This window comes from Collinsella aerofaciens, assembly GCF_015554145.1.
Classification (GTDB): Bacteria; Actinomycetota; Coriobacteriia; order Coriobacteriales; family Coriobacteriaceae; genus Collinsella; species Collinsella aerofaciens_AA.
In genome coordinates this window covers 92,946-114,739 of record NZ_JADNHZ010000002.1, presented here as the reverse complement: position 1 = coordinate 114,739, position 21,794 = coordinate 92,946, and the positions used below count along the sequence as shown (strand labels likewise).

Genomic DNA, 21,794 nt, shown 5'->3' with positions numbered 1-21,794 from the left:
ACCGCACCCAACTGATTGGAGTGAACCATGCGCAAACTGTTTTCCCGTCAGCTCGTCGAGGCCCGTCACGAGATGCTGAGCATCTATGAGGCCGTCGATCTGGCTCTCCACGATGCCGTGAAGGCCTATGTGACCGACGACCGCAAGCTCGCCACCAAGACCAAGAAACGTACGCTTTCGATTGACGCGCGCTGCGCCAACCTGGAGGCCGTCTGCTACAACCTGATCGCCACGCAGTCACCGGTCGCCTCCGACTTCCGCCTGCTTCAGACGATCATCTACGTCGACTTTAACCTGCAGCGCATGACCGATAAGGTCCGTCAGATCTGCCGTGCCACGCGTCATATGATCAAGGCCGACATCTCGCTGCCCCAGGAGCTCGTCGGTACGGTTGAGGCCGAGGCCGAAGCTGTTTACCAGGTGCTGGGCTCTTCGCTTTCTGCGCTCGTCACCAATGACATGTCCATCATCTGCAACCTGGCCGTCGAGGACGAGCCAGTGCACGCCGCCTACGAGAAGTTCTTCCGCACCTTTAACCGTATGGATACAGGCGACTTTATGGACGACGACAGCAACTATGACGACCTGCGCCGCGCCATCATGGTTTCGCGCTACCTCGATCGCATCGCTTCCATTTCCATCGATGCCGCTTGCCGTCTGACCTTCCTGTTGACTGGTCAGCGTATGAACGCCGGCGATATCGCCCGCACTGATGAGGACGAGCTCGAGAGCATGCGCGTGCCTTCGGGCGAGGGTGTTATCATGAGGCCCGCCGTCGACGCGCGCTACGTTGCCAAGGTGCCCGCCAACGAGGTCAGCGAGGGTCTTCGCTACCTGCTCGATCATCTTGAGGACGAGGACGATGGCGAGGACGACGAGGAGTAAGTAGCCCCGTTCGTCGAAAGATTGTAAATACCTAAGTGAGCGCGGCCTTGCACATGCGGGGCCGCGCTCTTGCGTTAGCATGGGACTACTTGTTTGGCTGTCAGCGGAGGCGATTGGCAATGGATAACTATTTGGATTTGATGCGCGCTCGCCGCGAGCAGATTCTGGAACGTTTTTATGCGGCGCTCGATCGCGCGGGCCGCCCCCACGACGCCGCGCGCCTCATTGCCGTGTCCAAGACCGTTGGTGTCGATGAGACTGTTGCTGCCATCCAGGCGGGGTATCGCCATTTTGCCGAGAACCGCCCGCAGGAGCTGGTTCGCAAGCTCACGGGTCTGGCGGAGCATCCGGAGCTGCCCGAGGTGCGCTTCGATATGATCGGCAACCTGCAGACCAATAAGATCAATGCGGTGCTGGGCTCAGCCGAGCTGATTCACTCGGTGGGTTCGCTGCATCTGGCACAGGCGATCTCGAGCCGTGCTGTCCGCAAGATTGAGGCAGGCGAGCTCGCCGGCCCCCAGCGTGTGCTCATCGAGGTCAATGTGAGTGGTGAGGAGTCGAAGGGAGGCTTTTCGCCCGATGAGATTCGCGCCGCCGCGGGTGAGCTTGCGGAACTTGAGGGAATTTGCGTACAGGGGCTTATGACTATGGCGCCCCGGGGGAATAAGGATGTGGCACGCCGCACCTTTGCGGGGCTTCGTGAGCTGAGGGATGAGCTGGAGGCTGCGCATCCCGATTTGAACCTGCCTGAGCTTTCCTGCGGCATGAGCGAGGACTTTGAGCCTGCCCTTGAGGAGGGCTCTACGCTCGTTCGCCTGGGCAGGGTAGTATTTAGCCCGGAGTTTGCAGTAAAATAAGGCTCTGAAGTGCGCACTGATTATCGGGGCGCCTGCACTAAACCGCGAGAGGACACAACCATGGGCTTCCTTGACGAGATTAAAAATAAGATGCACCTGGGCGGCCAGCAGGGTTACGACCAGGGTTATGGCCAGGACGACGACTACGGCTACGATGACGGCTATGACGATAGTTATCAGGGCAACGGCTACGGCGGTGCTTCGGGCGAGGGCTTCTACACCCAAGACGAGCCGAGCAACGGCCTGCTTGGTCAGACGCGCCGCGGTGAAGCTGAGTCGGTTGCCGTGTATACGCGCTCCGGTCAGCTGGTCGGCGATGACTCCCGCCATGCCACGACGTATAACCCGCCTTCGCGCTCGCAGGACAGTGTTGCGAGCGGTTATCGTCCTGGTGCCTATGACACGCCGTCGAGCTACGCCGAGAACACCCGCGCCCGTGCCGCCGCTGCGCCCGCGCCTGCACCGAGTGATGCCTCGGCCTATGCGAGCAATATCATCAACGCCACGCCGCAGCTGCCGGCCTATGTCCTGCGCCCCGAGAGCTATGACGACGTGGAGACCGTGGTGCGCCGCGTTCGCACCAAGCAGCCTGTCGCACTGATTTTTGTGGGCGTACGCACCGAAGTTGCTAAGCGCGTCTTGGACTTCTCTTACGGCTTTGCCTGCGGTCTGGGTGCCACGGTCAAGGAGGTGGGCGACCGCGTGTTCATGGTGCTGCCCGCCGGCTGCGAGGTCAAAGATTCCGATCTCAAGAAGCTTCGTGCCGACGGCTACCTTAAGTAAAGACAAGACGAGGAGATTCCCATCAACATCTACACTATCGTCCAGCTGGTCAACACGCTGTTCAACTTCTATTCCACGCTCATTGTCGTCTACTGCTTTATGACGTGGATTCCCATGAAGCAGGGTGGTTTGCTTCAGGATATTGCTGCGGTGCTCGATAGCGTGTGCGGTCCGTGGCTCAACCTGTTCCGTCGTTTCATCCCGCCGATGGGCGGTATCGATTTTTCGCCGGTCGTTGCGATTATTGCGTTGCAGTTGGTGCAGAGGCTGGTTCTGCAGCTTCTTATAGGTATACTCGTATAGAACTGACTTAGTAACTTACGTCGGGCGTGTAGCGCCGAGGCGATGAAAAAGGAGACTTGTTATGGCTATTACCCCTGCAGACATCCAGGCTCAGACTTTCTCTGAGGCCAAGCGTGGCTACGATCCCGCCGAGGTCGACGTCTTCTTGGAGACGCTGTCCTCCGAGGTTGACGCTATGCTCGCTAAGATCGTCGACCTTAAGGGTCGCCTGACTGCTACCGAGCAGCAGCTTGCCGATGCGCAGGCTCAGCTTGCCCAGGCTCAGGATGCCACCGCCCAAGCCGTTCCTGCCGCCCCCGTGGCTGCTCCCGCCCCTGACTTCTCCGCTCAGGAGCGCCAGATTTCCGCTGCCCTGATCGCTGCCCAGCAGACCGCTGAGACCATCGTCAACGATGCCAACGAGAACGCTGAGCGTATCCGCAACGAGGCTGACGCTAAGGCACGCGAGGTTATCCGCCAGGCTCTGACCGAGAAGCAGGCCGAGCTCGAGGAAATCGATCGTCTCAAGGCTTCCCGCGAGGAGTTCAAGGCCGAGTACCTCAAGCTCATCCAGCACTTCATGGACGATGCCCAGAACTCCTTCCCGGCCGACCTCATGGCCTCCACGCCGGTCGGTTCTGCCGCTTCTCCTGCGGTGACTGTTCCCGCCGAGCCGCTGCCCGTCGCTGACCCGGTTGTCCCCGTGGCCGATCCCTTCGCCCCGATCGACAACTTTGCCGCCGACGACCTGGACTAGCATCAGAGCTACAATCTAGTGTCCTTAAGAGGAACTCGCACCTGCGGGCTCCTTTTTTGTGGCTGTATACGGGTTGGGAAACAAAACGCCGAGCTCTGCATGCGATAGGACAGAACTCGGCGAAGGGCGCGTGGTAAAAGGTAGTTTTTAAGGTATGTCTAAAAACTACTTGAGGAGGAAGTTGGAGAGGGGAATAGTGCGGGCCTCGCGATGCTCGGGATCGGCGATGTGGTCGGCGGGATAGCCACAGACGAGCATGTGATAGGGATAGACGCCCTTGGGCAGATTGAACTGCTCCTGTGCCACCTCAGGCTTAAAATGGCATACCCAGCACGTTCCCAGGCCCTGCTCGGTGGCCTCCATCATCATCTGGTCGCACACGATGGACGTATCGATTTCACTGGAATTCATCTGGTCATACGGGCGCACCCAAGCATCATCGGTAACGCTGCAAATAAGGAAGACAAGCGGAGCTCCAAAGATAGACCCATCACGAGCAAACCGAGGCTGACAAGCAGCAGCCTTCTCCAACAGCTCAGGCGTATCCAGCACCATCACACGGGCTGGATGATTATTACAAGCAGAAGGAGCAATCCGCCCCGCCTCAACAATGGCATCCACTACCGACTGCTCAACAGAACGATCCTCAAACTCGCGACAAGAATACCGACCCCGAGCCAGATCCAAATAAGACATACAAGCCCTCCTAAAATTAAAAATCAAACAAACCAAAAGTAACCCAAAGAGTACCCAAAGCAGCAATCAGCCAAACGCTCATCAAGGGCCAAAGTGTCCGAACGAGTACCAAAGGTCCCTTCAGCCAAACCACCATTGCACCATAACTATCAGTCAAGGTTCCCAATGGTGGTACCTAAGGCGAAGGCCCGACACCTATTTACTTTCGAACGACTCTGCCATGCAGCCGGAGTGAGAAAGCAAATAGGTGCCGGGCCTTCGCCGGTGGGACGGGTGCCCCCAATTAACTGTTCTTCATGACAATCGAATCCACGACATCGGCCACATTCTCGCAGCAGTCGGCGCAGTACTCCAGGAAGGCGTACACGTCACGCCAAGCGATGACCTCGAGCGGGTCCTTGCCGTTAACGTGCAGGTTACGCATGGCGTTGATATAGAGCTCGTCGGCCTCGGACTCGATGGTGTTGATCTGGATGACGAGCTCGCGCAGCGTTTTGGACTTGCGGTAGTTAGGCAGCTCGACCATCAGGTCTTTCATGGCGCGGCAGGCGTCGGTCACCTTGTGGGCGATCACGATGGCATCGGGATGGATGCTCTGGATGTTGGTGAAGTAGACGCGCTGCACGACGCCCTCGATGCGGTCGAGCACGGTGTCGAGCGAGCAGCTCATCAGGTCCAGATCCTCGCGCTCAAGCGGGGTGATAAAGGCGGTGAGCAGGGCGTCCTCAAGCTCATGGTGCTTCTTGTCGGCCGCATGCTCGATCGCATGCATCTTGTCGAGCATATCGTGAATCTTTGCGGGATCGAAGTTCTCGAAAATCTTGGTAAGCAGCTCGGCGGCCTGGACGGCGAGGTCGGCGCAGGCGACGTAGTTGTCAAAGTAGAACGAATCGGGTTTCTTTGCCATGAGTGGGTCCTTTCGAGGCGAAGACGGGTGGGCGAGGTGTTACGGTCCGGATGGACGTTCGGTTTGACTAGATGAACATCATGAACAGCTTGGCCATGACAAAGCTGATGAGTCCGCAGGCGGGGAAGGTGAAGAACCAGGTGAACATCATGTCCTTGACGACGCCGAAGTTGATGGCCGAGAGGCGTTTGACGGCACCGACGCCCATGATGGCGCAGGTCTTGATGTGCGTGGAGGACACGGGGATGCCGGTAAGGGTGGCAAGCAGCAGGTTCGCGGCGCCCGCCAGGTCGGCGGAGAAGCCCTGGTACTTTTCGAGCTTGACCATGCTCTGGCCAACGGACTTGATGATGCGCTCGCCGCCCACGCTGGTGCCGATGCCCATGGTGGCCGAGCATAGCAGCATAATCCAGATGGGGATGCCGGCATCGCCGACGCTCGTCTGGCCGCTGGCAAAGGCCACGCCTAAAAAGAGCACGCCGATGAACTTCTGTCCATCCTGCGCGCCGTGCATAAAGCTCATGGCCGCAGCGCTCGCGATCTGAGCGTATTTAAAGAAGACATTGGCACGTCGCCTGTTGGCGGCGGCGAAAAGAATCGAGACGAGCTTGCACAGGACCCAGCCCATGACAAAGCCCAGACCGATGGAGAGCGCCAGGCCGTAGATGACCTTCATCCACTCGTGGACGTTGACGCTGCTCGCACCGCCGAGGGCGATGGCGGCACCGGTCAGGCCGGCGATAAGGCTGTGGCTTTGCGAGGTGGGGATGCCAAAACGCGACGCTGTGGCGCCGTAGACGACGATGGAGAACAGCGCCGCGCACAGACAGGCGAGCGCCATGGTGCTGTTTCCGCCAAAGTCGACAATATGGGAGATGGTGTTGGCGACGCTCGCGTTAAAGTGCGTCATGATGAGCACGCCAAGGAAGTTGAATGCGGCACTCATGAGAATAGCGGCGCGGGCGGGCATGCAACGCGTAGTGACGCAGGTCGCGATGGCGTTGGGTGCGTCGGTCCATCCATTGACGAAGATGGCGCCGAGCGCGAGGATCACGGTGACGGCAAGGACTGGGTTCGACACAAGTTGGCCGAGGAAGGTTGAGAACGTTACGTCCATATATGGGCTTTCTCGAAGTTTGCAGGCACGTTACAGAAACATGATAAATCGTATCACCTCCTGCGGGTTTCTTTACCGAGTTCTGATGGGAGCAGTGAATTTTTTGGCACTAAAAATGAATATTAGCCCTGTTGACCGTGGGTGTTCTTTTTGCTAACACACCATGAGGACACGTGCGCGCGCCCCAACACCCCAAAACCACAGCCTGTTCGCTTTACAACATGCAAACATGCGTTCGATAATAGGAGGCATGGAATATCGACAGACAGATGGCAAAACTCGGCGCGTGCACAAGCAGTATGTGGACGTCGTGGCTCGCATCCTCGCGGGCGGACAGGTCGTGCCGGTCACCGTCTGCTGGGTCGACGGTCGTTGCTTTACGATTGACGAGATTGTCTCGACCACTGGGTTTGGCCTGACGGTTCACGGCATTCGTACGGCAACCTATAAGGTGCGTTTTGGCGGGCACGCGACCGAGTTGTATCTGGAGGACCAGACGCGCGAGCGGGCGGACGGCTCGCAGGCACACGTGATGCGTTGGTGGGTGTGGGCGTTCGACCGAACACTCGAGAGCGAGCGCCGCAGGTAAGAACGCGTGGCGTTCGGGTACAATGGCAGGAAACTTGTCAGCTACGGCGCCGTCGCGGTGCTTTTTGAAAGGACGAAATTATGAACGATATCCAGGGCTATCAGAATGGCCCCATCGAGACCGGCGCAAGCCGTGCCAAGGAGATGTCGCCGCGCGCGTACAACCTTGTCATGTCTGCTCTGATCTTTTTGGGCTTTTGCGCCATGGGCGCCGGTGTTTACTTTACGAGCACCATGTCGTTTGCGCGCATGATGATGAGCGGCGCCGCTTTGCCGCTGGTCTTTGGCTCATTTATTTTGACCATCGTCGGCATGGTCATGATGTCGGCTGCTGCCAGCAAACAGTCCGTGGGCCTGTCACTCGTGGGCTACGTGGTCTTTGCGAGCACCTTTGGCCTGACGGCGTCGTTTGGTCTTGCCAACTACGACCTGCCTACCATTAACACCGCCTTTATCGCCACGGCCGCCATCACCTTTGTCTTTGGTGCGCTGGGCGTGACCTTCCCCAAGTTCTTCCAGCGTGTGTATGGCATTGGTTTTGGCATCCTGCTTGCCACGATTCTGGTCGAGATCGTGCTGATGTTCATGGGCGTTTCGCAGTCCATCACCGACCTGATCGTGATCGTGGTGTTCGCCGGCTTCATCGGCTACGACACCTATGTGGCAACGACGGTGCCGCCCACGCTGCCCAACGCCGTGCTCATGGCGTCCAATCTGTTCGTGGACATTATCAACGTGTTCCTGCGCATCCTGAACATCCTCGGTCGTCGCGACTAGCGCGGGGGATTGCAGCGTTTCTTGTCGGACGCGGTAAAACGATGTGAAAGGCGATCCTTCGGGGCCGTCTTTTTTGTACGCGGCGGGGTATCATGGATGGGAAAAGCCGATAGCGGCAGCGACAGGAAAGGTGGCCACGTATGGCAGACGTCGACAACAGGAACCGTAACCGCAGGTCCAACCGAGCGGGTCAGCCCAATCCCAAGCGCGAGGCCCGTGCCAAGGCCGCCGAGCGTCACGTGGCAACTGTGTCCGAAGCGTGCGCCAAGGATATCGAGCGTTCGCTTGCCGGTGTTCGCGAGTTTGACGGTATGCCTGCCGGCTTTGTCGCGGCGATGAAGGCCAAGGTTCAGAGTGCTGTGGCCGCCGAAGAGCAGGTCGCCGAGGACGTCGAGAACGCGGAGACTGCCGAGGTCGAGGCGGCGCCCGAGACCGAGGCGGCGCCCGAGCCCGTCGAGGAGCCTGCCGAGGAAATCGCCGAAGCTGAGTCCGCGCCTGCTGAGGAGCCCGCTCCGGTCCTGCCCGAGGTCACTGTGCTTGATGCCTCCGCCACGCAGGCAATCCTCGATAACGGTCGCGGCTATGCGCAGTTCTGCGACATGGCCGTGCTCGCCTTTGCCTCGTTTACCAATCCGGGCGGTGGATATATTCAGGGTTATCTGGGCCAGGAGGCCACGCTGTGCGCCGATTCGTATCTGTACAACGTTCTCGATAAGCAGCGTAAGTGGTACGGCGAGAACCGTTGCCGCAACATCAACTGCGAGCTCTATCGTAACCGCGCCCTGGTGGTGCCTGCGGTGCGCTTCGACCGCAACCACGTGCATGCATACGCCGACGTGATCGTGGCCGCCGCGCCCAACGTTAGGCGCGCCCGCCAGGAGTATCGCGTGAGCGACGATGCTCTGCTGGATGCCCTGCGCGACCGCATTCGCTTTGTGCTCGCCATCTGCGATGAGCTTGGTCGCGAGAAGCTCGTGCTGGGTGCTTGGGGCTGCGACAACAACGGCTTTGATGCCGAGGCCGTGGCCGAGCTCTTCCGCAGGGAGCTCGCGTCGGGCGACTTCAAGGTCAAGCAGGTCTTCTTTGCCGTGCCCTCTACGCGCTGGGACGAGGACTTCGCCAAGTTCGAGCACGTGCTGGCAAACTTCCCCGAGCGCAACGAGGAGTCCTATGCTCAGGTTGCCGCCCGCACCGCAGCCGCCCGTGCCGCCGAGCAGGCTCAGGCCGCTGCCGAGGATGACGAGGATGACGACGACTGGCGCAAGTACCTGTAAACGGTGCGCGTGATGCGATATACCGAGCCGACGGGGGCTGCTCCCGTCGGCTTTTTATTGAGTGGGGAGCTTACGATGAAAAACGTTCTATGCTTTGGTGACAGCAACACCTATGGTTACGATCCGGCGGGCATGCGCGACGGCACCGCGGTGCGCTATGCGCAGGATGTGCGCTGGTGTGGCGTGGTCCAACGTGACTTAGGCGAGGGCTGGCATGTAATTGAAGAAGGCCTCAACGGCCGCACGACGGTACGCGACGACATGTGCCATCTGGACACTAACCTCAACGGCATTCGCGCGCTTCCGATGCTGCTCGAGGCTCATAAGCCGCTGGACGTCATTGTGATCATGCTGGGCACCAACGACTGTAAGACGGTCTTTAACGTGACAGCTTCCGATATCGCCCGTGGCGCCATGGCGCTGATTCGCGCCGTCCGCGCGTTTCCGTGGACCGACGCTGCGCCTTGCCCGCGCATCCTGCTGATGGCTCCTATCAAGATCAAGCCGCAGATCGCCGATGTATATATGACCGATTTTGACGAGCGTTCCGTCGAGGCATCTGAACATTTTGGCGAGTACTATGCGCACGTGGCCGAGCAGTTTGGCTGCGACTTTTTGAATGCCGCCGAGTTTGCCGAGCCGGGCGATATCGACTATCTGCATATGATGCCCGAAAGCCACGAGAGCTTGGGACATGCCGTGGCAGCCAAGCTCCAAGAGATGCTCGGTGAGTAGCGCGACCCCAAGCCACCGCAAAGGGGACAGGCACCTTTGCGGTGGTTTTGCCCGGGTAAACGAACGGATTGGCTGCCATATGGGCATGGACGAGCTCATCGACCTCTTTGCCGAGGGCGATGAGCTCGTCTCCAATACCGCTTTTGAGGATTTGGATCTTGCCTACGACGTGGCGAACGGCGCGACCTTCGATGGCGTTGTGTTCCGATCTTGCGAGTTCGATAGCGTTGACTGGAGCGGCTCGACGTTTCGCGACGTGGTGTTTCGCGGTTGCCGCTTTATCCGCTGCAACATGGAAGGCTGCTGGCTCAGCCGCTGCGACTTCGTTGACTGCTCGGCACCGGGACTCAACTTGCTCAAGGCGCGCCTGTCGAGCGTGTCGTTTGGATCGTGCGATTTGAGCTATGCGAACCTTTCGGAGGGACGCATTGGCCCTATGACAGCATGCGATACACGTCTGAGAGAGGCTGCGTTTCAGGGTGCCAAGCTGGGTCAGATACGCCTGGATGGCTGTGACCTGACGCGTGTTGATGTGTTCAAGACGTCGCTTTCCGGCGTTGATGTGTCGCGCTGTACATTTGCAGCGCCCGTTGTTTCGGGCGATTACCATGAGTTGCGTGGCTTGACGGTCAATGCCGAGCAGGCGCTGGCACTCTCGGGTTTGTTGGGAATTCAACTCGCCGACGAATAGGCGCTCTGGTCCTTTGCTCGACCGCTATCTAAAATCAAACCGTCGCAACATTTAATGATTTTTCGCGTTTGCACGATTTTCATCGAATGTTGCGACGGTTTTTGGTGCAAAGTAGCCTGTCTCTTTTTGGCAGGTTACTGGCTATTTAGTACTGCCACATGTGGTTGACAGGGCCGGAGCCTTTGCCCATGTTCAGGCCGGCGGCCAGAGCGCCTGTCAGGTATGCCTTGCCGGCGTTGACGGCATCGGCAAGATCCATGCCCTGGGCCAGCGCGCAGGCGATGGCGGACGAAAGCGTGCAGCCGGTGCCGTGTGTGTTGTCGGTCTCGATGCGCTTGTGGCGGAACCACGTGGTGAGCGGATCGCCCAGATGGTTGCCCTCGTCATCGAGTGGCGCGGGTTCGGCCAATACATCGTTGGCCTCGTTGACAAGATGCCCACCCTTAACGAGGGATGCGCAACCAAAGCGGCGGGTGAGGAGCATGGCAGCATTTTGCTGTGTGCGCTCGGAGTCGACCTCGTAGTCAAGCAGGGCCATGGCCTCGGGAATATTGGGCGTGATGACGGTTGCTAGTGGGAACAGGCGGCGGGTGAGCGCCTCGGCGGCATCTTCGGCAATCAGCCGTGCGCCCGAGGTGGCTACCATGACGGGGTCGACGACCACGTTTGTCGCGTTCCAGGCGCTCAGGCGGTCGGCGATAACCTCGATAATCTCGGCAGAGGAAACCATGCCGATCTTGACGGCGCTGGGGCGGATATCGTCAAATACGGCGTCGATCTGCGCAGCGACGATATCAGGGGAGATATTCTGCACGGCGGTGACACCGAGCGTGTTTTGTGCGGTGATGGCGGTGATGGCCGTCTCGGCATACAGGCGGTGCGCCGTGATGGTCTTGATGTCGGCCTGAATGCCGGCGCCACCGCTGGAATCGGATCCTGCGATGGACAGGACGGCAGGTACCTTACTGCGATCCATGTTTGCTCCCTTGTTCGGTCGGAATCAAATGGGTCTTTAAGCCAGCATTATAAAGATGCCCGGGCCGACTCTATGTCGAACCCGGGCGGGCGATGCAATCTTTACGCAAATGTAAGCAAATGTTCACACGTCAACAATTGACGAACACCATGTTACCGATTGTGGCTCCGGTGACGAGTTAGTCCTCCATGCCGAGATCGATCGTCGTACCCTCGAACACCTTGTTGACGGTGCGGACGGCGCACATCTTGCCACACATGGTGCAGGTGCCCTCGGTGGCGGCGGGGGACTCCTCGTAGCGCTTCTTGCCGGTGACCGGGTCGAGCGCGCACTTCCACATGGCATCCCAGTCGAGCTTGCGGCGTGCCTGGCCCATCTTGTCGTCCATGTCGCGGGCGTGCGGCACCTTCTTGGCGATATCGGCGGCGTGCGCGGCAATCTTAGTGGCCATGAGGCCATCGAGCACGTCCTGGGCGTTGGGCAGGCACAGGTGCTCGGCCGGCGTCACGTAGCACAGGAAGTCGGCACCGGAGCTGGCGGAGATGGCGCCGCCGATGGCAGCGGTGATGTGGTCGTAACCCACGCCGATATCGGTCACCAGCGGCCCGAGCACATAGAACGGGGCATTGTGGCACAGGCGCTTCTGCAGTTTCATGTTGGCGGCGATCTCGTCGAGCGCCATGTGACCCGGGCCCTCGACCATGACCTGGACGCCGGCGGCCCAAGCGCGCTTGCACAGCTTGCCCAGCTCGATCATCTCAGCGGTCTCGGTGGCATCGTTGGAGTCGTAGAGGCAGCCCGGACGGCAGGAGTCGCCGAGCGAAATCGTCACGTCGTACTCGTGGCAGATCTCGAGCAGCTCGTCAAAGTACTCGTAGAAGGGGTTTTCGTTGCCGGTGACCTCCATCCAGCCAAACAGCAGCGAGCCGCCGCGACTGACGATGTTCATCAGGCGGCCGGTCTCCTTAAAGGTCTTGGTGACCGACTTGTTGATGCCGCAGTGGATGGTCATAAAGTCCACACCGTCCTCGGCGTGCGCGCGCACGACCTCGAACAGGTCGTCCTTGGTCAGCTTGACCAGCGGCTTTTCCATGTAGCCGATGGCGTCGTACATGGGGACGGTGCCCACCATGAGCGGCGTCTCGTCGATGAGCTGCTGGCGGAACTGGCGCGTCTTGCCCGAGTTGGAAAGGTCCATGATGGCGTCGGCGCCAAAGTCCTCGGCGATCTTGACCTTCTTCCATTCCTCGGCGGCATCGGCTTTATCGCCCGAGATGCCCAGGTTGACGTTGACCTTAGTAGACAGGCCCTCGCCGACACCAAAGGCGCGCATGCCTTTTTTGATGTGCACGATGTTGGCGGGAATGGCGATGCGGCCGTCGGCCACGCGCTCGCGGATGTACTCGGGGTCGCGATGCTCGCGCTCGGCGACTTCCTTCATCTGCGGCGTGATCTGCCCGGCGCGGGCGAAGTCGATTTGCGTGACGAGCTTGGGCTCGGTCTGTGTGCTCATTGGCACGGCTCCCTTCGTTGGCATTACCCATATCAGGTTTGCGGGTCAGGGCGGGCGCGCCCAGTCTCAGCCTGCCGTCTTGTCCTGCAAGCTCCCCGTTTATGTAATGGGCTCAAGTATAGCTCGAATGGGTACGATTGGCCTAACGAGCGTGCCTGTGGGGAGGCGAACATGGAAGACAAGCATCTATATCGAGAGACGCAATGGGATGTATCGGCCGAGGAAAGCCGTGCGCACCATGGCCTTGTCGCGATTGGTTTTGCGGTGCTTGCCGTGCTGGTGATTGCCTTTTGTATCTGGACGTTTGGCGGTCACGGCGGCGCTGCATGGGAGTTCGAGGCCGACGATGCCCTGCCGATCATGACAGTGAAGGTTACGGGCGGCAATACCGTTGCCGCGCCGGGCGACTATTGGTATCCGCGCGACGAGTTTGTGCAGCTGCAGTTGAGCGGCGGGTCTATTCCGGGCGAAGAAATCGAACGCGTGACGTATGATGCGGCGCTCAAAACGCTGACGGTGAAGCTCAAGAATCAGGGCGACGTGCCTACGACTATGGATATCGCGCTGACGGAATGGCGCTTGGAGCCCCCATCGGGTGTTGCGGTGTCCGAGGTAGAGCACGTTAAGATTACCTACCAAGATGGCTCGACAAACGAAGTTGCCAAAGCCGACGGCTTGGCGGAATAGACGCCGTGCCTAGGCAGCACATTCAAAAGTAGCGGTGGTTCTACAAGGTCTGTTCGTTCAGGAAGACCAAAGTGTTCTTATTTGAAAGCTCGGGAAAGTGACGATAACCAACGTCAAACGCGGTGAGCCCGCTTACATCCTCGAGCTTGTTTTCTGCCATCCAGCGCACCATGGAACCACGTGCCTTTTTGCTGGCGGTCGAGCGCTGGATGGGCTTGCCGTTGCGGATGCCTTCGCCAAAGAGGCACGTGACGACCGTGGCGCCGCCCGCGAGATGGGGCAGAACGGCTTTGGCGTACTCTACGCTGGCGAGGTTGACGATCGTGGTGTTTGAGCCTGCCGGGGCGATAGCCCGCGCGAGCTTGTCGCTCCAAAACGCATAGAGGTCTCGGGCATCGTCAACGGCGAGCTTCGCGCCCATCTCCAGCCGATACGGTTCGACGGCATGAAAGGGGCGAACGCACCCGTAGAGGCCAGAGAGGATCCACAGGTGGCTTTGCAGCCATGCGAGCTGCGCGGAATCCATCACCTCGGGCGCCATGCTCTGGTATTGAATGCCGTGGTAGGACATGACGGCAGGGGAGAGGTGACAGGCGAGTGCGGGATTGTCGAGATCGCCGTTTTTCAGGATGGGCCCGAACTCATGCAGGGTGTTGAGGCAAGGCCCCAGCAGTTTGTCACTCACGTTCCATAGCGCCTGCAGGCTGTCGCTGCCTTCATTCCGCTCGATATCTAGCAGTGCGCGGTGGAGGCGAGCCGTCTCGCGCGCAAAGGGTGGAATGCCCAGGACTTCAAAAGCATCTTGGGCCGCGCGCATCTGCTTGGCGGGCGAAATGACGACCTGCAGCATGGACTCTCCTCTGCCAAAAAGGAAGTTGCGGTGGAATACGGTCTGTTTTGGCCGTTTATGGGCCAGTTTAGTCTGTATTTCACCGCAACTGATGAAGGGTTGGTTACGCGCGCTCGATGAAGGCCTTGTAGCCGCGATAGGCCTCGTAGATATCGGCCTTGTTAGCGACCTCCCACAGGGCGTGCATGGACAGGACGGCAACGCCAGAGTCGATGACGTTCATGCCGTACTTAGCCATGATGTATGCGATGGTGCCGCCGCCGCCCGCGTTGACGCGACCGAGCTCGCAGGTCTGGAAGTCCACGCCGGCCTCGTCCATGATGTCGCGGATGAGGGCCACATACTCGGCGTCGGCGTCGTTAGAGCCGCCCTTGCCGCGGCTGCCCGTGTACTTGTTAAAGCACAGGCCGCGACCCATAAAGGCTGCGTTCTTGGTTTCGAACTTGCCGGCGTAGCCCGGGTCGAAGCCGGCGGACACGTCGGAGGAGAGCATGCGGCTGCGGGCGAGCGCGCGGCGCAGGGCCAGCGGGCTATCCTCGCCGGCGAGTGTCATGATCTCGGCGACGGTGTTCTCGAAGAAGCGGCTCGTCATGCCGGTGGCACCTACGGAACCGATCTCCTCCTTGTCGACGATGAGTGTGATGCTCGTGCGCTCCACGTTGGCGACGTTGATCTGGGCGAGCATGGACGGATAGGCGCAGACACGGTCGTCTTGGCCATAGCCCAGAATCATGGAGCGGTCGAGGCCCATGTCACGGGCGGGGCCGGCGGGCACGACCTCGATCTCGGCGGAGAGGAAGTCCTCCTCCTCGACGTCGTACTGCTCCTTGAGGATATCCAGGAACATCTGCTTGACGGGCTCCTTGGGAGCGTCCTTGTCGTCCTCGTCAAACTTGACGGGGCGGCCGCCCACGATCACGTCGAGGATCTCGGCGTCGACGGCGTCCTTGGCGGGCTTGGCCATCTGCTCGCTCGAGAGGTGGATCAGCAGGTCGGAGATGGTAAAGACCGGGTCGTCGGCCTTGTCACCGATGTTGATGTCGACGGTGGTGCCGTCCTTTTTGCAGATGACGCCCACGAGTGCGAGCGGGGAAGCGACCCAGTGGTAGCTCTTGACGCCGCCATAGTAGTGCGTGTCGAGATAAGCCATGTCGCCGGCCTCGAAGGCGGGGTTCTGCTTGAGGTCCAGGCGCGGCGAGTCCACGTGGGCGCCCAGGATGTTAAAGCCCTGCTCGAGCGGGGCGGTGCCCAGGTTGACGAGCATGAGGTCCTTGCCGTGGTTGGCGGCGTACACCTTGTCGCCGGCCTTGAGCGCGCGGCCCTCGGCGATCACGGTCTCCAGATTGACGTAGCCCGCCTCCTCGGCCATCTTGATGCCGGTTTTGACGCATAAGCGTTCGGTCTTGTTCTCGCTCAAAAACTGCTTATAGCCGCGGCAAAGCTCCTCGAGCTCCTCGATCTGCTGTGGCGTGTACTTTTTCCATGCGCAGGGACGCTCCATGACGCAGGCTCCTTTCGGATCGATTGTGCTGGTTGATGTACCGTGAGCCATCGTATCACGCGCGGGCCCGCGGCGGCAGGGAAGCCTGATGTGCGGTGGCCGTGGGGCGGGGAGCGTGTAAACTGGTGTGAGCAAACTGTGCCCAGCCCAAAGCGAGGTATTCAATATGTCTGACAAGCGCCGCACCTTTGCCGTTATCGACGGCAACTCGCTCATGCATCGCGCCTTCCACGCCGTGCCGCCGACCATGAACGCGCCGGACGGTCGCCCCACCAACGCGATCTTTGGTTTTCTGAACATGTTCCTCAAGATGATCGACGCCTTTAACCCCGACGGTGTGGTCGTGGCGTTTGATAAAGGCAAGCCGCGCGTGCGCATGGAGATGTTGCCGCAGTATAAGGCGCAGCGCCCGCCCATGGACCCCGATTTGCACGCGCAGTTTCCGATGATCAAGGAGCTGCTCGGTGCGCTCAATGTGCCGATTCTGCAGTCTGAGGGCTGGGAAGGCGACGATATCCTGGGAACCATGGCGCGCTTGGGTGAGGAGGCCGGCTGCGACATGCTGCTGGTGACCGGCGACCGCGACATGTATCAGCTTGTGACCGAGCACGTCAACGTGGTCTCGACTCGTAAGGGCCTGTCCGACGTGGCGATCATGACGCCCGAGAGCGTGGACGACCTGTATCACGGCATCACGCCGGCGCTCGTGCCCGATTTTTACGGTCTGAAGGGCGATACGTCGGACAATATTCCCGGTGTACCGGGCATCGGCCCCAAAAAGGCGAGCGCGCTCATCGCGCAGTACGGCAGCCTGGACGAGGTCATCGCGCATGCTGACGAGGTCAAGGGCAAGATGGGCGAAAACCTGCGCGCACACATCGACGACGCGCTGCTGAGCCGTAAGGTCGCGACCATTCGCACCGATGCGCCTGTTGAGCTTGACTTTGACGAAACATCCTTCCCGGCGTTTTCTGCCGATGAGGTTTCCGCGGCGCTGGGTACGCTTGGTATCACCGCCATGCAGAACCGTTTCTTGGCACTGATCGGTGACGAGGGTGGCGCTGCTGCCGCTGCTAGCACGTTCGAGATGCCCACGATTGAGCGCACCGCTGCCGGCGATGCCGAGGCGCTTGCTGCCGTGGCGTCCGAGGTTGCCCGCGCGATTGATGCCGGCGAGTGGGTCGCCGCCGTGGTGGACGATGACAAGGAAGAGGGCGCGCTCTTTGGACTGACGCGCACGCTGTGGTTGGCGACGTCCAAGGGCCTGTTCGCGCTCGAGGAGGACGACAGCTGCGCGGCGGCTGAGGTTGAGGGCTTCAACTTCGTCCACGGCGTGATTGCTGGCGTGCTCGCGCGTCTGTTTATGGAGGGTCGCATGGCGAGCCCGGATATGAAGGCGCTTCTGCATGAGCTTTCGCCCATCGATTCTTCTGAGCTCGAGCTCATGGATCCGCTGGCAGTCGATTCCACGCGCATCTTCGATACCGTTGTTGCCGCCTACCTGTTGGATTCCGACCGCTCCGAGTTTGACGAGGTGTATCTGGCCGATACGTATCTGCAGATGGCGCTGCCTGCGGCGCGCGGCGCAGAGGGTGCTGGCGAGGACGCTCCTGCGCCCGCCGCTCGCACGGCGGCCTTGACGCTGGCGCTGGTTGCACCGCTGCGTGACCGCATGGCCCGCGAGAACGCCGCCAACGTGTTCGATGGGATCGAGATGCCGCTCGTGCCGGTGCTTGCCAAGATGGAGCGCGCGGGCATGCTCGTGGACCCCGACCGCCTGCACAGTCTGTCCGAGGGCCTGGCGACCCAGATTGCCGATGTCGAGCGCAGCATTCGCGACCTGGCCGGCGACGAGACCTTTAACATCGGCAGCCCCATGCAACTCTCGCACGTGCTGTTTGATGTTATGGGACTTCCGACCAAGGGCCTCAAAAAGACCAAGCGCGGCTACTATTCGACCAACGCCAAGGTGCTGAGCGACCTTGCCCGCGACCACGAGATCGTGCGCCTGATTTTGGACTGGCGTGAGAAGTCCAAGATTAAGTCGACCTATCTGGACACGCTGGGCCCGCTGCGCCGTGGTGACGGGCGTGTGCACACCACGTACAACCAGACCATCACCGCGACGGGGCGTTTGTCTTCGAGCGACCCCAATCTGCAAAACATTCCGACGCGCTCGGAGCTGGGGCGTACCGTCAAGACGGCGTTCTCGGCGGGCGAGGGCAGCGTCTTTTTGGCGGTGGACTACTCGCAGATCGAGCTGCGCCTGCTCGCGCATCTTTCGGGTGACGAGCACCTGGTGCGCGCCTTCAACGAGGGCGAGGACTTCCATGCCGAGACGGCCGCGCGCGTATTTGGCGTGCCGGTGTCCGAGGTGACACCCGACCTGCGTAGCCGCGCCAAGGCCGTGAACTTTGGCATCGTGTACGGTCAGCAGGCCTATGGTCTGTCGCAGTCGCTGCACATCTCGATGGCCGAGGCGCGCGATATGATCGATCGCTACTACGAGGCCTACCCGGGCGTGCGCACGTTCCTCGACAATGTGGTGGCGCGAGCCAAGCAGACGGGCTATGCCGAGACCATGTATGGCCGCAGACGCCATATTCCCGAGCTCAAGGCCAAAAACCCACAGCTCCGCGGCTTTGGTGAGCGCACGGCCATGAACCACCCCATGCAGGGCACCGCCGCCGACATCATCAAGATCGCCATGGCCCGCGTAAGCCGCCGCCTGGAAGAAGAGGGTTTTGCCGCCCACATGATCTTGCAGGTACACGACGAACTGGACTTTGAGTGCCCCGTCAACGAAGTCGAGCGCCTAACCACCATGGTCCGCGACGTCATGGAACACGTCGTAGACCTCCGCGTACCGTTGATCGCCGAAGCCAGCACCGGCATAACCTGGGCCGACGCGAAATAGGGAAGCACTCCGTAAGGCAAGCTCGCCCAAGACGCAAGCCCCCACATACTTAAGATTTGGGACAAACACTACTGATTAATTTGTCCCACAGTAACCAAAACAGAGGGGAGCCCCTCCCAACAAGGAGCTCCCCTCTGCTCAAATCATTTCAGCTAAGTATCTAGACACTCAAGACGCCATCTTGGCGCCCGGCCGGGTCCGACGAGCCCCGTTAACGAGCCGCCAAGATGGCGTCGATGAGCGTCAGTACGCCCCCGTCGTTGTTGCTCGGAATGCGCCATTTGGCATGCGCGTTCATGTGCTCCTCGGCATTGTCCACGATAAAGCTATGCCCGACGCGCTCCAGCATGGGGATGTCGTTGTACGTATCGCCCACGGCAGCGGCGTCGGCGATATCGATGCCCAGGCGCTCGCAGAGATGTGCTACGCCCGACCCCTTGTCGACGCCCAGGTTCATAAAGTCGATCCACTCGCGGCCAGCATTGGTGACATAGAGTCGGTCCGAGAATGCCGGGCTGTAGTCCTCGCGAAACGCTGGCTCGGCATCGTAGGCGGGGAAGAAGATCGAAATCTTGTTAGACTCGATGTCAATGCCCTCAAAGCTATCGACGTAGTTGATCGTGTTGTAGTAGACGCTGATCTCGTCGTGGTACTGATGGTCGCGGGCGAGCACATAGAACTCGTCGAAGCAGCACAGGACGGGGACAGCGCGCGAATCCTCCGAGGCGCGGCTCAAGACCTGCTGATACAGCGCCACGTCGATAGTGCTCTTATAGATATAGTTGCCGCGGTAGATAACGCACGCGCCGTTATCGGGGCAAAAAGCGATGCGGCTCTTGATGTCCTCAAACATCTCCTCGAGTTTGGGGGCGGGGCGTCCGCTGGCGGGGCAGAACACGATGCCAGCCTCGGCGAGCTTGTCCAGGCGCTCGTCGAGGCCCTGAGGCAGCACGCGCTCGTCGGTCAGTAACGTCTTGTCCATATCGACAGCGAGAATCTTAATGTTGCCGATGTTGGCGTCTGATTCGTAAGTCTGCATAAAACGCGCCTTTCGGTTTCCAGAATGTTTCGGGTGATTGACCCTCTACTTGATAGTCGGGCGTATTTTCGCAGGATTGGCGCATATTTGCATCATCATTCACAAAGTAATGAAAAAACTTTTCAGAAATTTGAATTTGTCGCTTGTACAGCAGGCACTTTAGCGTAATATAGCGACCATCGAAAACGGAGACGGAAGAACAACCGCTTACCGAGGAAAAGGTACCGTTTACGATATTAGAATTGCGCCCGGCGATAGGTGAAAGGAGAGGCAGATGCAGTTCGTAAAGATTATCACTACTGCAGACAATGCCATCCGACGCCAGCGCGCAATTTCCCGACGACGATAACAATCGTCTCTGTCCGCATGGGGCTAAATGCCCCAACAGAGTCATTTTGAGGTCGTTGGGTTTTAGCACGACATTGCTGCATGTTTCTAGGGCATGCTGTGCTGCTTTTTGCTATTTAACCTGATATTGCACGGTTTTTTGACCTCGAAATGACTTGCAACTGACCGATGTTCTAACTAGCTACCAAGGGCGAAAGGAAACAGCCATGAGCAAGGAAAAAGTCGTTCTCGCATATTCCGGTGGTCTTGATACATCCGTATGTGTCAAGTGGCTCCAGGACGAGAAGAATCTCGATGTCGTTTGCGTCTGCGGCAACGTGGGCCAGGAGGAGACCGGCTTGGATGCCAAGAAGCAGAAGGCGCTTGACCTGGGCGTTCTCGATTGCCAGGTGCTCGACCTGCGCGACGAGTTCTCCGATGAGTTCCTGACTAAGGCCATCGCCGCAAACTCCATGTACGAGAACAAGTACCCGCTGCTCTCCGCGCTGTCTCGCCCGCTGCTCGCCAAGAAGCTTGTCGAGGTCGCTCACGAGTTTGGCGCGACCTACGTCGCCCACGGCTGCACCGGCAAGGGTAACGACCAGGTTCGTTTTGAGGCTGCCGTCAAGGCCCTCGACCCCGAGCTTAAGGTTATCGCCCCGGTTCGCGAGTGGGATCTGAAGTGCCGTCCCGATGAGGTTGCCTATGCTCACGCCCACAACGTGCCGGTTCCCGAGGGCGCCAACGACAACCCCTATTCCATCGACGACAACCTGTGGGGTCGCGCCATCGAGTGCGGTCACCTGGAGGATCCCTGGAACGAGCCGCTCGACGACGCCTGGGTTATGACCAAGAACCCCGAGGACACGCCGGACACCCCGACCTACACCGAGATTGAGTTTGAGGCGGGCAAGCCCGTCGCCGTCGATGGCAAGAAGATGAAACTCTCCGAGATCGTCATCGCCCTCAACAAGATTTCGGGTGACAACGGCTTTGGCCGTCTCGACCTGGTCGAGGATCGTCTGGTGGGCCTCAAGAGTCGCGAGTGCTACGAGGTTCCTGGCGCCCTGACGCTCATCACCGCCCACAAGGCGCTCGAGGACATCTGCGTCGAGGGCGACCTGCTCAAGACCAAGATTAAGCTCGAGCAGGATTGGGCCACCGCCGTGTACAACGGCCAGTGGTACAGCCCGCTCAAAAACGCGCTCGATGCCTTTATGGCCGACACCCAGAAGTTCGTGACCGGCACCGTCCGTCTGAAGTTCTTTAAGGGCAACTGCCATGTCGTCGGCCGCAAGAGCCCGTTTAGCCTGTATGACTACGGTCTGGCTACCTACGACCGCGACACTACGTTTGACGAGAAGGCCAGCGCCGGCTTTATCGAGATCGATACGCTGTCGCTCAAGACGTGGGCTAAGGTCCAGGGCCCCAGCTCTGCTGCCGCCCAGGCCTAGCGCCTCCTTCCTTTGGTATCCGCGCGGCCCATCCGCGTGATACATAACGGGCGCATGGGGTCCCTACCTTTCGTTATGCTTGCTGACACTTCTTAACATCGGTGGCCCCTACGTTCCGCCCGCATATATGATGCCGCGTCTGCGGCTGAGTCCGAGCCCCGCCGGGGTTGTCCGGCGGGGC

The 21,794-nt window shown here is 59.8% G+C and carries 21 protein-coding genes; 13 read left to right on the top strand and 8 right to left on the bottom strand.

Annotated features, from left to right (window positions below; genetic code table 11):
* Positions 1 to 27: 27 nt before the first annotated feature.
* The 5 genes from I2E13_RS01400 (at position 28) to I2E13_RS01380 (ending at position 3,564) form a co-directional block, all read left to right on the top strand.
* The gene (locus I2E13_RS01400) at positions 28 to 885 is read left to right on the top strand and encodes a phosphate signaling complex PhoU family protein (protein WP_195403974.1); all 858 of its coding nucleotides are present in this window, start codon (positions 28 to 30) and stop codon (positions 883 to 885) included.
* A gap of 119 nt (positions 886 to 1,004) precedes the next feature.
* Positions 1,005 to 1,742: a YggS family pyridoxal phosphate-dependent enzyme gene (locus I2E13_RS01395; protein WP_089571590.1), complete on the top strand. Its 738-nt coding sequence runs from the start codon at positions 1,005 to 1,007 to the stop codon at positions 1,740 to 1,742.
* A 60-nt stretch (positions 1,743 to 1,802) separates the two neighbouring features.
* Positions 1,803 to 2,525 carry a cell division protein SepF gene (locus I2E13_RS01390; protein WP_089571591.1) on the top strand — a complete coding sequence of 241 codons (723 nt, stop codon included), beginning with the start codon at positions 1,803 to 1,805 and terminating at the stop codon, positions 2,523 to 2,525.
* Positions 2,526 to 2,540: 15 nt separating this feature from the next.
* Entirely contained in the window at positions 2,541 to 2,828 is a 288-nt protein-coding gene (locus tag I2E13_RS01385) for a YggT family protein (RefSeq protein ID WP_040358293.1), read from the top strand.
* A gap of 61 nt (positions 2,829 to 2,889) precedes the next feature.
* Complete coding sequence (locus tag I2E13_RS01380; protein ID WP_006234242.1) at positions 2,890 to 3,564, top strand: DivIVA domain-containing protein; 675 nt, start codon at positions 2,890 to 2,892, stop codon at positions 3,562 to 3,564.
* A 165-nt stretch (positions 3,565 to 3,729) separates the two neighbouring features.
* On the opposite strand, the gene I2E13_RS01375 is transcribed toward I2E13_RS01380, so the two are convergent.
* The 3 genes from I2E13_RS01375 to I2E13_RS01365 form a co-directional block, all read right to left on the bottom strand.
* Entirely contained in the window at positions 3,730 to 4,260 is a 531-nt protein-coding gene (locus tag I2E13_RS01375) for a nitroreductase family protein (RefSeq protein WP_195403973.1), read from the bottom strand.
* A gap of 283 nt (positions 4,261 to 4,543) precedes the next feature.
* On the bottom strand, positions 4,544 to 5,167 hold the full coding sequence (locus I2E13_RS01370) for a DUF47 domain-containing protein (RefSeq protein ID WP_055251695.1): 624 nt from the start codon (positions 5,165 to 5,167) through the stop codon (positions 4,544 to 4,546).
* Positions 5,168 to 5,234: 67 nt separating this feature from the next.
* The gene (locus I2E13_RS01365; protein WP_055251696.1) at positions 5,235 to 6,284 is read right to left on the bottom strand and encodes an inorganic phosphate transporter; all 1,050 of its coding nucleotides are present in this window, start codon (positions 6,282 to 6,284) and stop codon (positions 5,235 to 5,237) included.
* A 250-nt stretch (positions 6,285 to 6,534) separates the two neighbouring features.
* Between I2E13_RS01365 and I2E13_RS01360 the strand changes: the two genes are divergently transcribed.
* The 5 genes from I2E13_RS01360 to I2E13_RS01340 all read left to right on the top strand — a co-directional run bounded on the left by I2E13_RS01360 (position 6,535) and on the right by I2E13_RS01340 (position 10,349).
* Positions 6,535 to 6,873: a hypothetical protein gene (locus tag I2E13_RS01360; protein ID WP_147327487.1), complete on the top strand. Its 339-nt coding sequence runs from the start codon at positions 6,535 to 6,537 to the stop codon at positions 6,871 to 6,873.
* 80 nt (positions 6,874 to 6,953) lie between these two features.
* Positions 6,954 to 7,649, top strand: a complete 696-nt coding sequence (locus I2E13_RS01355; RefSeq protein ID WP_117647240.1) for a Bax inhibitor-1 family protein — start codon at positions 6,954 to 6,956, stop codon at positions 7,647 to 7,649.
* 140 nt (positions 7,650 to 7,789) lie between these two features.
* A complete protein-coding gene (locus I2E13_RS01350) occupies positions 7,790 to 8,923 on the top strand; it encodes a TIGR02452 family protein (protein WP_195403972.1) in 1,134 nt (377 codons plus the stop codon).
* A gap of 75 nt (positions 8,924 to 8,998) precedes the next feature.
* Entirely contained in the window at positions 8,999 to 9,658 is a 660-nt protein-coding gene (locus I2E13_RS01345) for an SGNH/GDSL hydrolase family protein (RefSeq protein ID WP_195403971.1), read from the top strand.
* Between the two features lie 79 nt (positions 9,659 to 9,737).
* Complete coding sequence (locus tag I2E13_RS01340) at positions 9,738 to 10,349, top strand: pentapeptide repeat-containing protein (RefSeq protein ID WP_082435543.1); 612 nt, start codon at positions 9,738 to 9,740, stop codon at positions 10,347 to 10,349.
* A gap of 145 nt (positions 10,350 to 10,494) precedes the next feature.
* On the opposite strand, the gene thiD is transcribed toward I2E13_RS01340, so the two are convergent.
* Both thiD and thiC read right to left on the bottom strand, forming a co-directional pair.
* Positions 10,495 to 11,325 (bottom strand): bifunctional hydroxymethylpyrimidine kinase/phosphomethylpyrimidine kinase, encoded by an 831-nt coding sequence (gene thiD, locus I2E13_RS01335; RefSeq protein ID WP_117800350.1) that lies wholly within the window; start codon positions 11,323 to 11,325, stop codon positions 10,495 to 10,497.
* A gap of 178 nt (positions 11,326 to 11,503) precedes the next feature.
* Positions 11,504 to 12,838 (bottom strand): phosphomethylpyrimidine synthase ThiC, encoded by a 1,335-nt coding sequence (gene thiC / locus I2E13_RS01330; RefSeq protein ID WP_099431544.1) that lies wholly within the window; start codon positions 12,836 to 12,838, stop codon positions 11,504 to 11,506.
* 171 nt (positions 12,839 to 13,009) lie between these two features.
* On the opposite strand from thiC, the gene I2E13_RS01325 reads away from it, so the two are divergent.
* Positions 13,010 to 13,525 carry a hypothetical protein gene (locus tag I2E13_RS01325; protein WP_195403970.1) on the top strand — a complete coding sequence of 172 codons (516 nt, stop codon included), beginning with the start codon at positions 13,010 to 13,012 and terminating at the stop codon, positions 13,523 to 13,525.
* A 40-nt stretch (positions 13,526 to 13,565) separates the two neighbouring features.
* On the opposite strand, the gene I2E13_RS01320 is transcribed toward I2E13_RS01325, so the two are convergent.
* Both I2E13_RS01320 and I2E13_RS01315 read right to left on the bottom strand, forming a co-directional pair.
* On the bottom strand, positions 13,566 to 14,375 hold the full coding sequence (locus I2E13_RS01320) for a YaaA family protein (protein WP_195403969.1): 810 nt from the start codon (positions 14,373 to 14,375) through the stop codon (positions 13,566 to 13,568).
* 103 nt (positions 14,376 to 14,478) lie between these two features.
* The gene (locus tag I2E13_RS01315) at positions 14,479 to 15,876 is read right to left on the bottom strand and encodes an aminopeptidase (protein ID WP_195403968.1); all 1,398 of its coding nucleotides are present in this window, start codon (positions 15,874 to 15,876) and stop codon (positions 14,479 to 14,481) included.
* A 166-nt stretch (positions 15,877 to 16,042) separates the two neighbouring features.
* On the opposite strand from I2E13_RS01315, the gene polA reads away from it, so the two are divergent.
* The gene (gene polA, locus I2E13_RS01310) at positions 16,043 to 18,793 is read left to right on the top strand and encodes a DNA polymerase I (RefSeq protein ID WP_195403967.1); all 2,751 of its coding nucleotides are present in this window, start codon (positions 16,043 to 16,045) and stop codon (positions 18,791 to 18,793) included.
* A 211-nt stretch (positions 18,794 to 19,004) separates the two neighbouring features.
* Here polA and I2E13_RS01305 read toward each other — a convergent pair whose 3' ends face one another.
* Positions 19,005 to 19,832, bottom strand: a complete 828-nt coding sequence (locus tag I2E13_RS01305) for a Cof-type HAD-IIB family hydrolase (protein ID WP_117629407.1) — start codon at positions 19,830 to 19,832, stop codon at positions 19,005 to 19,007.
* 554 nt (positions 19,833 to 20,386) lie between these two features.
* Here I2E13_RS01305 and I2E13_RS01300 point away from each other — a divergent pair.
* On the top strand, positions 20,387 to 21,613 hold the full coding sequence (locus I2E13_RS01300; RefSeq protein ID WP_035138001.1) for an argininosuccinate synthase: 1,227 nt from the start codon (positions 20,387 to 20,389) through the stop codon (positions 21,611 to 21,613).
* The last annotated feature ends 181 nt before the right edge of the window (positions 21,614 to 21,794 follow it).